The sequence below is a fragment of the Puerhibacterium sp. TATVAM-FAB25 genome (assembly GCF_046535855.1).
Lineage (GTDB): Bacteria > Actinomycetota > Actinomycetes > Actinomycetales > Cellulomonadaceae > Puerhibacterium > Puerhibacterium variabilis_A.
Genome location: NZ_JAXUAK010000003.1, coordinates 161,085 through 174,451 on the forward strand (window position 1 = coordinate 161,085; position 13,367 = coordinate 174,451).

Below are 13,367 nucleotides of genomic sequence, written 5' to 3' on the forward strand. Positions count from 1 at the left end.
GACGCGTCCCACGGCAGCGACAGCAAACGCTGTGGAATCAGTCACAAACCCAGCGAACGGCCAGGTCGGCGCGGGTCCGGGGGCATCTCTTCGCGACCCGATGTCATTACAGTGGCCCGAGACGGTCAGCGCGTGACGTCGCCGCAGACGCTCGTCCGCCGCTGCCGCCGAGACGACGACCAGACCGGCGCAACCCCGGCCGGAACTCAGCCACTGGAGGCTCCACCGTGCCTGACGCACCTGGCGGCACGCTCTACCGCGGCCGCGAAGGCATGTGGTCGTGGGTCGCGCACCGCGTGACCGGCGTCCTGATCTTCTTCTTCCTGCTCGTGCACGTCCTCGACACGGCGCTGGTGCGGGTGGACCCCGAGGCCTACAACGCCGTCATCGGCGCCTACAAGACCCCGGTCATGGGCCTGGGCGAGGCCGGGCTCGTCGCCGCGATCGTCTTCCACGCGTTCAACGGCATCCGCATCGTGCTGGTCGACTACTGGGCCAAGGGCCCGAAGTACCAGCGGACCATGCTCTACGTGGTGCTCGGCCTCTTCGTCGTCACGATGGCCGGCTTCCTGCCCCGTCACCTCATCAACGTCCTCGGAGGTGGGCACTGATGACCGCTCCCGTCGTCGAGTCGCCCCGCAGCCCGTACTCCCGCCGCCGCACCACGCGCAGCAACTTCGAGCTGTACGGCTGGGTCTTCATGCGCGCCTCGGGCGTGCTGCTGCTCGTGCTCATCTTCGGCCACCTGTTCGTCAACCTCATGGTCGGCGAGGGCGTCCACGCCATCGACTTCGCGTTCGTGGGCGGCAAGTGGTCCAACCCGCTGTGGCAGGTGTGGGACCTGCTGATGCTCTGGCTGGCGATGCTCCACGGCACCAACGGCGTGCGCACCGTCATCAACGACTACGCGTCGAAGGACACCACGCGAGGGATCCTCAAGTCCCTGCTGTACGTGGCGTGCACCGTGACGGTCCTGCTCGGCACGCTGGTCATCTTCACCTTCGACCCGTGCCCCGCGAACTCGCCCGCGGAACTCCTGCCGTCGATCTGCTCCTGAAGCAAGGACTGAGCCCCACCATGCAGACTCACCAGTACGACGTCGTCATCGTCGGCGCGGGCGGCGCGGGCATGCGCGCGGCCCTCGAGGCCTCCAAGGGCGCCCGCACCGCCGTCATCTCCAAGCTCTACCCCACCCGCTCCCACACCGGCGCCGCCCAGGGCGGCATGTGCGCCGCCCTCGCGAACGTCGAGGAGGACAACTGGGAGTGGCACACGTTCGACACCATCAAGGGCGGCGACTACCTCGTCGACCAGGACGCCGCGGAGGTCATGGCCAAGGAGGCCATCGACGCGGTGCTCGACCTCGAGCGCATGGGCCTGCCGTTCAACCGCACGCCCGAGGGCAAGATCGACCAGCGCCGGTTCGGTGGCCACACCCGCAACCACGGCGAGGCCGCGGTGCGCCGCGCCTGCTACGCCGCGGACCGCACCGGCCACATGATCCTGCAGACGCTCTACCAGAACTGCGTCAAGCAGGAGGTGGAGTTCTTCAACGAGTTCTACGTCCTGGACCTGCTCACGGACCACGACCTCACCAACGAGGTGCTCAGCGACGAGGACGAGGTCAACGCGACCGGCGTCGTCGCCTACGACCTCGCCACGGGCGAGATCCACGTCTTCCAGGCCAAGGCGATCGTGTTCGCCACCGGCGGCGCGGGCAAGATCTTCAAGACCACGTCGAACGCCCACACCCTCACCGGTGACGGCATGGCGCTGGCCTACCGCCGCGGCCTGCCGCTGGAGGACATGGAGTTCTTCCAGTTCCACCCCACGGGCCTGGCCGGCCTCGGCATCCTGCTGTCGGAGGCCGCCCGCGGCGAGGGCGGCATCCTGCGCAACAGCGAGGGCGAGCGCTTCATGGAGCGCTACGCCCCCACCATCAAGGACCTGGCCCCGCGCGACATCGTCGCCCGGTCCATGGCCAACGAGGTGCGCGAGGGCCGCGGCGCCGGCCCCAACAAGGACTACGTGCTGCTCGACCTGACGCACCTGGAGCCGGCGCACATCGACGCCAAGCTCCCGGACATCACCGAGTTCGCGCGGACCTACCTCGGCGTCGAGCCGTACACCGAGCCGGTGCCGGTCTACCCGACCGCGCACTACGCGATGGGCGGCGTGCCCACCAACATCGACGGCCAGGTGCTGCGCGACGCCCGCAACGTGGTGCGCGGCCTCTACGCGGCCGGCGAGGTCGCCTGCGTGTCCGTGCACGGGTCGAACCGCCTGGGCACCAACTCGCTGCTCGACATCAACGTGTTCGGCAAGCGTGCCGGCCGGGCCGCCGCGGCGTACGCGCAGACGGTCCAGTACCAGCCGCTGCCCGAGAACCCGGCCGAGCGCGTCGTGGCCCAGCTCGAGGAGATGCGCGAGCGGCCCGACGGCGAGCGCGTCGCCGACGTGCGCCGCGCCCTGCAGGAGACGATGGACGCCAACGCCCAGGTCTTCCGCACCGGCGAGTCGCTCACGCAGGCCCTGGACGACATCCGCGGCCTGCAGAAGCGGTACCGGAACGTCTCCGTGCAGGACAAGGGCCGGCTGTTCAACACCGACCTCCTCGAGGCCATCGAGCTCGGGTTCCTGCTCGACATCGCGGAGGTGACCGTGCTCGCGGCGCTCAACCGCAAGGAGTCGCGCGGCGGCCACTACCGCGAGGACTTCCCGCAGCGTGACGACGCCAACTACATGCTGCACACCATGGCGTACCGCCGCCCGACGTCGGCCTCCGACGTCGCCGACGGTCACGTCGAGGGCTTCTTCGACCACGTCGAGGAGTTCGGCGACTACAAGGTCGTCCTGGGCTCCAAGCCCGTCGTCCAGACCCGGTACGAGCCGATGGAGCGGAAGTACTGATGACTGCTGTACTCGACAACCCCGCCCAGGACACCACGCCGGCCGAGGTCGCCACGTTCCAGGTGACGCTCAAGGTCCGGCGCTACAACCCGGAGTCGGAGCACGGCGACGCCGCGTACTGGGACACATTCACGGTCGAGGCCCACGCCACCGACCGCGTCCTGGACGCGCTGCACAAGATCAAGTGGGAGCACGACGGCTCGCTGACGTTCCGCCGCTCGTGCGCCCACGGCGTGTGCGGCTCGGACGCCATGCGCATCAACGGCCGCAACCGCCTGGCCTGCAAGACGCTCCTCAAGGACGTCAACCCGGACAAGCCGATCCTCGTCGAGCCCATCAAGGGCCTGCCGGTGGTCAAGGACCTGATCGTCGACATGGAGCCGTTCTTCGCCTCCTACCGCGAGATCATGCCGTTCCTCGTGACGTCCGGGAACGAGCCGAGCCGCGAGCGGATCCAGTCCCCCGAGGACCGGGCCCGCTTCGACGACACCACCAAGTGCATCCTGTGCGCCGCGTGCACGTCGTCCTGCCCGGTGTTCTGGACCGACGGCCAGTACTTCGGCCCGGCCGCCATCGTCAACGCGCACCGCTTCATCTTCGACAGCCGTGACGAGGGCGCCGCCCAGCGCCTGGAGATCCTCAACGACAAGGAGGGCGTGTGGCGCTGCCGCACGACCTTCAACTGCACCGAGGCCTGCCCGCGCGGCATCCAGGTCACGAAGGCGATCCAGGAGGTCAAGCGGGCGATGATCACCCGCGCCTTCTGAGCACCAGCCTTCACGGCGGGGGCCGAGCCGTGGTCCGCAGCAGCGTTCACGCGCCTCAGGGGGCGCTCCACTTCGGGACTGCCACTGCTGCGGACCACGGCTCGGCCCCCGCCTCACGTCTGTCCGCGGGCGCTCAGCGCAGGACCGCGCGGCGGTAGCCGCGCACGACGGGGCTCCACGGGAGCCCGTGGCCGGCGCCCTGGTGGACCAGACGCTCCAGCTCGGCCGCGTGCCGGCGCGCGGCGAGCTCCAGCTCGGCCCGGTGCAGCTCGTCCACGCGCGGCGGGTCGTGCATCCACGCGCACACCAGCAGCAGCACCCGCGCCACGAAGTTGACCAGCACCAGCACGGTCACCAGCGCCGCGAACGACGTCAGCAGAGGGTTGCGGCCGGAGGCGCCCACGACGACGCTCGCGCCCAGCCAGCGCAGCAGGCCTGCCACCACCCCGGCGGCCAGGCAGCCGGCCACGAGGTCGCGCCGCCGGTCGGGCCGCACTCCCCCGACGACGACAACCACGCCGGCCACGATGAGGGCGTCCACGGCGACGCCGGCCAGGGCCGACCCCACGGAGATCGCCAGCGCGACGAGGCGGCTGCCGCCGAGCAGGTCGACCACGACGGCGCCCACGAGGCGCGAGGCGACGGACGTGGCCGCCGACAGCACGATCCCGGCACCCAGCACCACGAAGCCCGTGAGCTGCCACAGGCGCGCCAGCACGGCGTTGTCGTCGGTGGCCGGGACGCCGAACATGGAGCGCACCGAGTTGCGCAGGGCGCCCATGACCCCCGTGCCGGAGACGAGGAGCACGACGACCGAGACCACGCTCGGCACGGTGAGGGCGGTCCGGAGCACCAGAGCGTCCGGGCTCAGCACGTACCGGTCCCCGTACCCGACAAGGCCGGGGATCCAGACATCCATCTGCGCCAGCACGGCGTCGCGCAGGTCGCCGCGCACGCCGAGCACCGAGCTGAAGACGGTCCAGCCGATCGTCAGCAGGGCGAAGAGGGAGAAGAGGGCGCTGTAGGCGATGCCGCCGCTGAGCTGCCCGCCGCGCCGTGCGCCGTACCAGCCGACCGCCCGCCCCGGGCGGGAGTCCTGCCACCGGTCGAACAGGCCCGTGACCCGGCCGCGTGCCCGGGCCAGCGCGGAGGGCCGCACCGGGGCGCTCTGGGTCGACGTCACGCGGTCGAGGCTAGGGACTGGGGCACGTCCCCGCAGGCGGAAAGCCCGTCAGCCGCGCAGGGCGAACTCGTGCTGCTTGCGCCAGACGCCGTCGTCGCCGTGCTCGTACTGCCACAGCGCCGTGACGTCGAACGCGGCCTCGAAGCCGGCCAGCCCGTCGAAGGCCCGGTCCAGCTCGGCCTCGGGGACCTCGTGGGCCACCGTGACGTGCGGGTGGTAGTTGAACCGCAGGTCCTGCGCCAGGACGCCGGAGCGGGCGGCCTGCTCGAGCTGCTCGCACTCGGCGATGCCCTGCACCACCGTGATGAACACCACCGGCGAGATCGGCCGGAAGGTGCCCGTGCCGCGCAGGTGCACGCGGAACGGCGGGATGTCCGCCGTCACCTTGTCCAGGTGCTCCCAGACCGCCGGCAGCACCGCCTCGTCGACGACGGTGGGCCCCACGATGGTGATGTGCGGCGGGATGAGCCCGGCCTGCGGGTCGCCGAAGTCCCGGCGCGCGGCCTGCAGCTCGGCGCGCCACGGGTCCGGGACGTCGATCGAGATGCCGATGCGGGCCTGGGCCGGCCCGCGGTCGGGGAGGTTCACCGCGCGCCCCGCGGCAGCAGCCCGAACCGGTCGTAGACGCGGTCCAGCACCGGGCCGGCGACGGCGCGGGCGCGCTCCGCGCCGTCGGCCAGCACCTTGTCCAGCTGGGCCGGGTCGGCCAGGTAGGTCCGGGCCCGCTCCTGGAACGGCGCGAGGAACTCGACGACGGCGTCGGCGAGTGCGACCTTGAGGTGGCCGTAGCCCTTGCCGTCGTACTCGGCGGCGATCGCGTCGACCTCGCGGCCCGTGACGGCCGAGAAGATCGTCAGCAGGTTCGAGATGCCCGGCTTGCCCTCGGGGTCGAAGCGGACGCCGTAGGTCTCGTCGGCGTCCGTCACGGCGCCCTTGATCGCCTTGGCGGCCTTCTTCGGGTCCTCGAGCAGCCAGACCACGCCCTTGCCGCCGCTGTTGGACTTGCTCATCTTGGCGAGCGGGTTCTGCAGGTCCTGGATCTTGGCGCCGCCCTTGACGATGTGGGCGTCCGGCACCACGGCCGTGCCCGCGCCGAAGCGCGCGTTGAGGCGCTCGGCCAGGTCACGGGTGAGCTCCAGGTGCTGGCGCTGGTCCTCACCGACCGGCACGAGCGCCGAGTCGTACAGGAGGATGTCGGCCGCCATGAGCATCGGGTAGGCGAAGAGACCCACGGTGGTGCCCTCGGTGCCCTGCTTGGCGGACTTGTCCTTGAACTGCGTCATGCGGCTGGCCTCGCCGAACCCGGTCTGGCACTGCAGCAGCCAGCCCAGCTCGGCGTGCTCCGGCACGTGCGACTGCACGAAGAGGATCGACCGCTCGGGGTCCACGCCGGCTGCCAGGTACTGGGCGGCGGTGGCGCGGGTGCGCTCGCGCAGCGCCTGCGGGTCCGGGTTGACCGTCAGGGAGTGCAGGTCGGCGACGAAGTACAGCGCGTCGAAGTCGTCCTGCAGGGCCACCCACTGGCGCAGCGCCCCGATGTAGTTGCCCAGGTGCAGCGAGCCGTCGGTGGGCTGCATGCCGGACAGGATGCGGGGTCGGTGGCTGGACGGGGCAGCGCCGGGCGCGGCGGCCCCGCTGGGCACGGGCTGGGACATGCTTCTCATTCTGGCAGGTTCGCCCCGGACGGCCGAACCGGGAGCGCCGTCGGGCGTCCCGTGGTCACGACGGCGCGAGCCGTGCCGGGCGTCGGGTCGCTCAGGTCGCCTCGTCGTCGTACGGCGCCGGCGCGGCCGGCGCGGCCGAGGCCGCTCCCGCCGCGGTGGCCGCGGCGGCGCCCGAGCGGGCCGTCGCGGCGCGGGCGGCGCGCTCCCCCGGGCCGGGCAGGATCGGGCCGTCCTCCAGCAGCGCCTCGCGCACGATGCGGCGCGGGTCGTACTGCCGCGGGTCGAGCTTGGACCAGTCGACGTCGTCGAACTCGGGGCCGAGCTCGTCGCTCACGCGCGTGCGGGCGTCCTGGACGAACGCCTTGCCGCGGCGCACGAGGCGCGCGAGCTGCGCCGCGTACTGCGGCAGCCGCTCCGGGCCGATGAGCACCACCGCGAGCACGATGATGATCAGCAGCTCGCCGCCGTTGATGTCGAACACGTCCGTCAGCCTAGCCCGCCCAGGAGCACGGATCGCCGCCGGACGGCGACCGGCGGGTGTCCTGCCGGTGACGCGCGGGTGACGTCTGCGACGCGCCGCCCGACCGGGGCGGCCCGGCCGGGCTACTCGCTGGTCGCCTCGGAGAGCACGACGCGCACGTCCCGCTCCTGCTCGCCGGAGCGCACGCGCAGCGTCACGGCGTCGCCCGGCGCCTTCGCCCGGATCGCCACGATGAGCTCGTCGCTGCGCGACACCGGGCGCCCGTCGATCGACAGGATCACGTCGCCGGCCCGCACCCCTGCCGCGTCGGCCGGCCCGTCCGGGGTCACCGGCGCGGCCCCGCCCTGCGGCTCGGTGGCCACCTGCACGCCCTCGCCCTCGTAGGTCGAGTCGAGCAGGACGCCGATCACCGGGTAGGTGGCGCGGCCCGTGGCGATGAGCTGCTCGGCGGTGTGCCGCGCCTGGTTGGCCGGGATGGCGAAGCCGAGGCCGATGCTGCCGGTGGCCTGCATCGCCCCAGGCGGCTGCGCGATGGCGGAGTTGATGCCGACCACCCGGCCGGCCGCGTCGACGAGCGGCCCGCCGGAGTTGCCCGGGTTGATGGCGGCGTCGGTCTGGATGGCGTCGATGAACGCCGCCTGCGCGGAGTCACCGGCCTGCACCGGCCGGTGCAGCGCGCTGACGATGCCCGTGGTGACCGTGGCGTCCAGCCCGAGCGGCGAGCCGACCGCCAGCACGGCGTCGCCGACCGCGACGTCGTCGGAGTCGCCGAGCGCCAGCGGCGTCAGCCCCGACTCGTCCACCTTGAGCACCGCGAGGTCGTAGTCGGTCGTGGCGCCGACCAGCTCCGCCGCGGCCTCGTGGCCGTCGGCGAACGTGACCGTCACCGGGGCGCCGGACGCGGCGTCCGCCACGACGTGGTTGTTGGTCAGCAGGTACCCGTCGGCCCGCAGCACGAACCCCGACCCGGTCGCGACGCCCTCGGCGCCGCGCACCTCGATGGAGACGACGCTCGGCAGCACCGTGGCGGCCAGCTCGGCCACGGAGCCGGCCGGGCGCGACGCCGCCTGCCCGGTGCCCCCGGCCGGCGCCGGCAGCGCGGCGTCCGCGGTACGGCCGCCGTCGAGGGCGTCGGAGAGGCGGTCGCCCGCGACGCCGCCGACGAGCCCGAGGACGAGCGCGAGCGCGGCGACGCCCACCACGGCCCGCCCGCGCCGGGCCGGGCGCCGGCGGGCGTCCGGCCCGGCGGGGGCGTCAGCGTCGGACGGCGCGGCCGGGGCGGACGGCGCGGCCACGGCGGCCGGGGTGTCCGCGGGGCGACCGGGGGCGGCACCGTCGCCGGCACCGTCGCCGGCACCGTCGCCGGCACCGTCGCCGGGCGCGGCGACGGCGCCGTCACCCGGGCCGGCCGGCGCGCCCGCGCCCGCCCCGACCGGGGCCCACGGGGCGTCGGACGCCGCCGTCGCGCCTCCGGCGGGAGCCGCGGCCGACGTGGCGTGGTGCGCCGGTGCCGGGCCCGCGGGCTCGGCGCGGGCCACCGCCTGCGCGGGCGGGGGCGGCACGGGGCGCCGGGCGGGCTCCGGAGGGGCGAAGAGGCCGTCGGCCCGCTCGTCGTCGGTCATCGCTGCGGCAACGCTCCCGTCACGGTGGACCACCCGCGGGCGACGCGGGCCAGGACGCCGGAATCGTAGCCGTCGGCCGGGAAGGCGGCCACGACCTGGGCCATCACCTCCGGGGGCACGTCCGCGACCACGTCGACCACGACGTCGTCGGCCTGCCACGCCACGTGCCACGGCTCGGTGGAGAGCACGACGACGTCCCGCCCGCCGACCGTCCCGCGCTCGCCGGTGCTCGCGTCGAGGCGCCCCACCTGCTCGCGCACGACCACGTGCCCGACGCTGCCGGCCAGGTCGAGCTCGACGACCTCGGCCTCGGGACCGACCAGCCGCAGCGCGCTGACGTCGAGCCCGTCGGGCAACCGGTCCGGACGGACCCAGCCCTCGTCGTCCATCCAGGCGAGCGCGGCGCTGTCGCGCGAGTCGGCGCCGGCGTAGGTCGCGGCCGGCGCGACCGTGCCCAGCACGTCCTGGCCCGCCGCGATCTCGTCCGGCTCGGCGCGCGCGAGGAGCGTGAGCACCTGCTCGGCCGACGGGTCCGGCGCGACGACCGGGACGTCGCCCACCGCGAAAAGGGCCGCGGCGGCCACCCCGACGCCGCCCACGCCCGCCGCGGCGAGCCGGCGCACGCGCCGGCGGCGGTCGGCGGCGACCAGGTCGTTGGTCAGCGGCGCCGTCCACGGTGCGGGCTCCCACGAGCCGGGCTGCGGGCGCTCGCGCAGCGGGTCGCCCTCGCTGGGCGGCACCGACGCGGACAGCGCGAGCAGGCGGGACGCGAGGTCCGGCGCCACGGGCACGTCCGCGGCCGCGGCCAGGGCGCGCCGCGCCTCGCGCGCCGCCTCCAGCTCGGCGGCGCAGCGGCGGCAGGCGGCGACGTGGGCGAGGGCCCGCTCCGCCTGGTCGGGCGGCAGCTGGCCGTCGGCCAGCGCGCTGACCCAGGACCCCAGGTGCCCGCTCACCGCGCCACCTCCGTCGGCCGCGGCGTCACGCCCCCACCCTCCGGTGCTCGAGCTCCTTGCGGAGCTGGGCGCGGGCGCGGTGGATCCGCGAGCGGACGGTGCCGAGCTTGATGCCCAGCGTCACCGCGATCTCCTCGTAGCTGAGGCCCTCGATGTCGCACAGCACGACGGCGGCGCGGTACTCGGGGCGCAGCGCGTCGAGGGCCCGCTGCACGTCGTGGTCGAGGTTCGCGTGCTCGAACCCGCGCTCCGGGCGGCCGAGCTCGGCGTCGTCGGCCACGCGGGCGGCGTCGTCGCCCATGGACTCCATCCGCACGCGCCTGCCGCGGCGCACGGAGTCGAGGAAGAGGTTCGTGGTGATGCGGTGCAGCCAGCCCTCGAACGTGCCGGGCGTGTAGCCGGACAGCGAGCGGAACACGCGCAGGAACGTCTCCTGCACCAGGTCCTCCGCGTCGTGCCGGTTGCCCGTGAGGCGGTACGCGAGGCGGTAGACCCGCGCGGAGTGCTCGCGCACGATCTCGTCCCACGTGGGCGGCGTCCAGGGCTCCTTCGCCGCGAGGCCGGACGCGGGCGCGCCGCCGGCGCCCGCGCGCCCGTCGGTGCCGTTGTCGGCCCCGGCGTCCGTGGACGCGGAGGGCGCGACGCGAGTGACCTGATCCACCGTGCTCATCAGGGTCCATCGTGCCACGGGGCGCTAGCATCGCAGCGGGTCGGCGCCTCGCCGGGCCCGGGTCGGCCCAGGGCCGACGCCATCCCTTCACCAGACGTCCCCGACCAGGTGACGACGCACGACCCGGAGGTCGCCATCAGCCCCGACGCCGACTCGAGCCTCGCCCGCGCGCGGACCGCGGGCTGGGCGTACGCCGAGGGCTTCGTGCCCGAGGACGAGGTGCTGCTGCGGGCCCGCGAGCGCGCCGCCGAGCTCGGCTGCCACGCCGTGCTCCCGGGGGCCGGCGCCCTGCTGCGCGTCCTGGCGGCGTCGCTGGCCGCCCGCGCGGTGGTCGAGGTCGGCACCGGCACCGGCGTGGCCGCGCTGTGGCTGCTGCGCGGCATGCCGGCGGACGGCGTGCTGACGACGATCGACGCCGAGCTGGAGCACCTGCGCGCCGCGAAGCGGGCGTTCGCCGAGGAGGGCCTGGCGCCGTCGCGCACGCGCGCCATCCCCGGCCGGCCCCGCGACGTGCTCCCCCGGCTGACCGACGGCGCCTACGACATGGTGCTCGTCGGCGCGGACCCCCACGCGTACCCGGACCACGTCACCGAGGCGCTGCGGCTGCTGCGGCCCGGGGGCGTGCTCGCCGTCGACGGCGCCCTGCACGGCGGCCGGGTGGCCGACCCGGCGCGGCGCGACGAGGTCACGACGCTGGTGCGCGAGCTGGGCCGGTCGCTGCGCGCCGACGAGCGGGTGGTGCCGGCGCTGGTGCCGGCGGGCGACGGCCTGCTGCTCGCCGTGCGCCGCTGAGCCGGCCGCCTGCCCCGGGCGGCAGCCGGGGGCGCCGACCCCGCGCGGGGTGCCGGGCGGGGACGCCGGACCCCGGACAGACGACGAGCGGGGAACAGCGAACCTGTTCCCCGCTCGGGCTTCGTGCGTGGCGTGTCAGGCGACGACGGCCTGGAGCGCCTCGCCGAGCTCGCTCGCCTCGGTGGCGTTGAGCTCCACGACCAGACGGCCACCGCCCTCCAGCGGGACCCGCATGACGATGCCACGTCCCTCCTTGGTGACCTCCAGCGGCCCGTCACCCGTCCGCGGCTTCATCGCAGCCATCTGTGGCACTCCATTCCGTTGTCCGGTCTCGACGGCCAGTACCCCGACCGCGCGCCCCGCCGATGCTGGTCCTGCAGCGCTGTTCCCTGCAGCGCGGCGCACCGGGGCGCGGAAACCATTCTAGTTCACACCACCCCCACGTCCGGAAGCCGAGACGTGCGTGGGCCGTGCGCGAGACGGTGCGACGTCCCGCCAGGTGGGGCGCGCGGGCCTAGGCGAGCCCGCGCAGGGCCGCCCGCGGCGGCGCCTCGTCCCGCACCGCCGCGACCATGTCGAGCACCCGCCGGGTGGCGCGCACGTCGTGCGCGCGGAACACCCGGGCGCCCATCCAGGCGGCGAGCGCCGTGGCGGCGAGCGTGCCCTCGAGCCGCTCCGCGGGCGGCAGCCCGAGCGTCTCGCCCACGAAGTCCTTGCGGCTCAGCGCCACGAGCAGCGGGTGGCCGAGTCCCGCGAGCGCCTGCGTGCGTCGCAGCAGGTGCAGGGAGTGCCAGGTGTTCTTGCCGAAGTCGTGCGTGGGGTCGACCAGGACGCTGGCGGCCGGCACGCCGCACGCGACGGCGCGCTGCGCCGCCCGCCGCAGCGTGGCCACGGCGTCGTCGAGCACGCCGTCGCGGGGGTCGCGCCCCTCGCCGGCGGCGTCCGCCGCGGGGTACTCGACCCGGTAGGGGTCGGTGCGCGGGGCGGCACCGCCGGTGTGGGAGCACACGACGCCGACGCCCGCCGTGCCCGCCACCTCGACGAGCTCGGGGTCGTGCCCGGCCCACGTGTCGTTGACCAGGTCCGCTCCGGCGGCGATCGCCTCGCGCGCGACGCCGGAGCGCCAGGTGTCGACCGACAGCACCAGGTCGGGCAGCGCGGACCGTACGCGGGCGACGAACGGCACCACGCGGCGGACCTCCTCCGCCTCGTCGACCTCGGGCCCCACCCCGGCCCGCACGCCGCCGACGTCGAGGATCTCGGCGCCCTCCTCCCACGCGCGGTGCGCCGCCTCGAGCGCCGCGGCGTCGTCGGTCAGCCGCGCCGGCGCGTAGAACGAGTCGGTGGTGCGGTTGACGATCGCCATCACCACGCCGCGCACCGACCCGTCCGCGCCGCGGCCCAGCTCCCGGCCGCGCAGCACGAGCGGGGCGCCGGCGGCCGGGACCCCGGGGGCCTCCGGCCCCGCGCCGGGCGTCACGCCCGCGGCGAGGTCGCCGCGGCGGCCTGGGCCTGCTCGAGCTCCTCGGCGGCCTCGGCCTCCTCGGCCCGCAGGGCCTCCGAGCGCTCGCGCACGTACTCCACGGCCTCCGCCGGGTCGTCGGTGAGGTGGAGCAGGTCGGGGTCGGCCTCGCTCACCATGCCCCGGTCGACGACGGTCGAGCGGATCCAGTCCAGGAGGCCGCCCCAGTACTCGCGCCCCACGAGCGCGAGCGGGAAGCCGGTGACCTTGTGCGTCTGGACCAGCGTGAGCGCCTCGAAGAGCTCGTCGAACGTGCCGAAGCCGCCGGGCATGACCACGAAGCCCTGGGCGTACTTGACGAACATCGTCTTGCGGGCGAAGAAGTACCGGAAGTTGATCCCGAGGTTGACGTACTCGTTCATGCCCTGCTCGAACGGCAGCTCGATGCCGAGCCCGATCGACAGGCCGCCGGCCTCGACCGCGCCCTTGTTGGCCGCCTCCATGATGCCCGGGCCGCCGCCGGTGATGACGGCGTAGCCGGCCTCGGCCAGCAGCCGGCCCACCTTCACGGCGCGGTCGTAGTCGTCGTGGTCGCGCGGGGTGCGGGCCGAGCCGAACACGGAGACGGCCGGCCCGATCTCCGCGAGCGCGCCGAACCCCTCGACGAACTCCGACTGGATGCGCATGACGCGCCACGGGTCGGTGTGCACCCAGTCGGCGCCCTCGGTGCCGGTGAGCAGGTGCTGGTCGGTGGTCTGCTTCGGGATCTGCCGGCCGCGCAGCAGCACCGGGCCCTTGTGGTACCCGGCGCCGCGCTGTGCCACGCCCTCGTCGCTCGCGTTGCTCATGCGCCGAGCCTAGGA

General features: G+C 74.6%; 15 protein-coding genes. 5 read left to right on the forward strand and 10 right to left on the reverse strand.

The genetic code is table 11. The features are described 5' to 3' along the window. Positions 1-227: 227 nt before the first annotated feature. From sdhC to U5M74_RS04790, 4 genes are read left to right on the forward strand one after another with little or no spacing between them, the layout of a single operon-like run. Positions 228-611: a succinate dehydrogenase, cytochrome b556 subunit gene (gene sdhC / locus U5M74_RS04775; RefSeq protein ID WP_084817969.1), complete on the forward strand. Its 384-nt coding sequence runs from the start codon at positions 228-230 to the stop codon at positions 609-611. Then, positions 611-1,057, forward strand: a complete 447-nt coding sequence (locus U5M74_RS04780) for a succinate dehydrogenase hydrophobic membrane anchor subunit (protein ID WP_410906633.1) — start codon at positions 611-613, stop codon at positions 1,055-1,057. Before sdhC ends, U5M74_RS04780 begins: the two co-directional genes overlap by 1 nt. Positions 1,058-1,077: 20 nt before the next feature. Continuing rightward, on the forward strand, positions 1,078-2,910 hold the full coding sequence (sdhA, locus tag U5M74_RS04785; RefSeq protein WP_410906635.1) for a succinate dehydrogenase flavoprotein subunit: 1,833 nt from the start codon (positions 1,078-1,080) through the stop codon (positions 2,908-2,910). Then, complete coding sequence (locus U5M74_RS04790) at positions 2,910-3,677, forward strand: succinate dehydrogenase iron-sulfur subunit (protein ID WP_069983199.1); 768 nt, start codon at positions 2,910-2,912, stop codon at positions 3,675-3,677. Before sdhA ends, U5M74_RS04790 begins: the two co-directional genes overlap by 1 nt. Before the next feature lie 133 nt (positions 3,678-3,810). Here the strand turns inward: U5M74_RS04790 and U5M74_RS04795 are convergent, their stop codons facing one another. The 7 genes from U5M74_RS04795 to sigE all read right to left on the reverse strand — a co-directional run bounded on the left by U5M74_RS04795 (position 3,811) and on the right by sigE (position 10,250). Then, positions 3,811-4,860, reverse strand: a complete 1,050-nt coding sequence (locus U5M74_RS04795) for a YihY/virulence factor BrkB family protein (protein WP_410906637.1) — start codon at positions 4,858-4,860, stop codon at positions 3,811-3,813. Positions 4,861-4,908: 48 nt separating this feature from the next. Next, positions 4,909-5,448 carry a 2'-5' RNA ligase family protein gene (locus U5M74_RS04800; protein ID WP_410906639.1) on the reverse strand — a complete coding sequence of 180 codons (540 nt, stop codon included), beginning with the start codon at positions 5,446-5,448 and terminating at the stop codon, positions 4,909-4,911. Continuing rightward, positions 5,445-6,515, reverse strand: coding sequence for a tryptophan--tRNA ligase (gene trpS, locus U5M74_RS04805; RefSeq protein ID WP_410906641.1), 1,071 nt, complete (start codon positions 6,513-6,515; stop codon positions 5,445-5,447). Before trpS ends, U5M74_RS04800 begins: the two co-directional genes overlap by 4 nt. 100 nt (positions 6,516-6,615) lie before the next feature. Continuing rightward, the gene (locus U5M74_RS04810) at positions 6,616-7,005 is read right to left on the reverse strand and encodes a Sec-independent protein translocase TatB (protein ID WP_410906643.1); all 390 of its coding nucleotides are present in this window, start codon (positions 7,003-7,005) and stop codon (positions 6,616-6,618) included. 122 nt (positions 7,006-7,127) lie between these two features. After that, entirely contained in the window at positions 7,128-8,627 is a 1,500-nt protein-coding gene (locus tag U5M74_RS04815) for a S1C family serine protease (RefSeq protein WP_410906645.1), read from the reverse strand. Continuing rightward, positions 8,624-9,580 (reverse strand): zf-HC2 domain-containing protein, encoded by a 957-nt coding sequence (locus U5M74_RS04820; RefSeq protein WP_410906647.1) that lies wholly within the window; start codon positions 9,578-9,580, stop codon positions 8,624-8,626. Before U5M74_RS04820 ends, U5M74_RS04815 begins: the two co-directional genes overlap by 4 nt. Before the next feature lie 25 nt (positions 9,581-9,605). Then, positions 9,606-10,250 carry an RNA polymerase sigma factor SigE gene (gene sigE / locus U5M74_RS04825; RefSeq protein WP_410906649.1) on the reverse strand — a complete coding sequence of 215 codons (645 nt, stop codon included), beginning with the start codon at positions 10,248-10,250 and terminating at the stop codon, positions 9,606-9,608. Positions 10,251-10,358: 108 nt separating this feature from the next. On the opposite strand from sigE, the gene U5M74_RS04830 reads away from it, so the two are divergent. Then, positions 10,359-11,042, forward strand: coding sequence for an O-methyltransferase (locus U5M74_RS04830; protein ID WP_410906651.1), 684 nt, complete (start codon positions 10,359-10,361; stop codon positions 11,040-11,042). Positions 11,043-11,177: 135 nt separating this feature from the next. Here U5M74_RS04830 and U5M74_RS04835 read toward each other — a convergent pair whose 3' ends face one another. The 3 genes from U5M74_RS04835 to U5M74_RS04845 all read right to left on the reverse strand — a co-directional run bounded on the left by U5M74_RS04835 (position 11,178) and on the right by U5M74_RS04845 (position 13,352). Beyond that, positions 11,178-11,345, reverse strand: a complete 168-nt coding sequence (locus U5M74_RS04835) for a DUF3117 domain-containing protein (RefSeq protein WP_069984704.1) — start codon at positions 11,343-11,345, stop codon at positions 11,178-11,180. A gap of 211 nt (positions 11,346-11,556) precedes the next feature. Further along, positions 11,557-12,522, reverse strand: coding sequence for a dihydropteroate synthase (gene folP / locus U5M74_RS04840; protein WP_410906653.1), 966 nt, complete (start codon positions 12,520-12,522; stop codon positions 11,557-11,559). Next, entirely contained in the window at positions 12,519-13,352 is an 834-nt protein-coding gene (locus U5M74_RS04845) for a TIGR00730 family Rossman fold protein (protein ID WP_410906655.1), read from the reverse strand. Before U5M74_RS04845 ends, folP begins: the two co-directional genes overlap by 4 nt. Positions 13,353-13,367 lie beyond the last annotated feature (15 nt).

Coding starts and splice junctions, on each gene's coding strand:
- U5M74_RS04815 (WP_410906645.1), bottom strand. CDS start 8,627: ATGACCGACGACGAGCGGGCCGACGGCCTCTTCGCCCCTCCGGAGCCC.
- U5M74_RS04835 (WP_069984704.1), bottom strand. CDS start 11,345: ATGGCTGCGATGAAGCCGCGGACGGGTGACGGGCCGCTGGAGGTCACC.
- U5M74_RS04845 (WP_410906655.1), bottom strand. CDS start 13,352: ATGAGCAACGCGAGCGACGAGGGCGTGGCACAGCGCGGCGCCGGGTAC.
- trpS (WP_410906641.1), bottom strand. CDS start 6,515: ATGTCCCAGCCCGTGCCCAGCGGGGCCGCCGCGCCCGGCGCTGCCCCG.
- sdhA (WP_410906635.1), top strand. CDS start 1,078: ATGCAGACTCACCAGTACGACGTCGTCATCGTCGGCGCGGGCGGCGCG.
- sigE (WP_410906649.1), bottom strand. CDS start 10,250: ATGAGCACGGTGGATCAGGTCACTCGCGTCGCGCCCTCCGCGTCCACG.
- U5M74_RS04780 (WP_410906633.1), top strand. CDS start 611: ATGACCGCTCCCGTCGTCGAGTCGCCCCGCAGCCCGTACTCCCGCCGC.
- U5M74_RS04790 (WP_069983199.1), top strand. CDS start 2,910: ATGACTGCTGTACTCGACAACCCCGCCCAGGACACCACGCCGGCCGAG.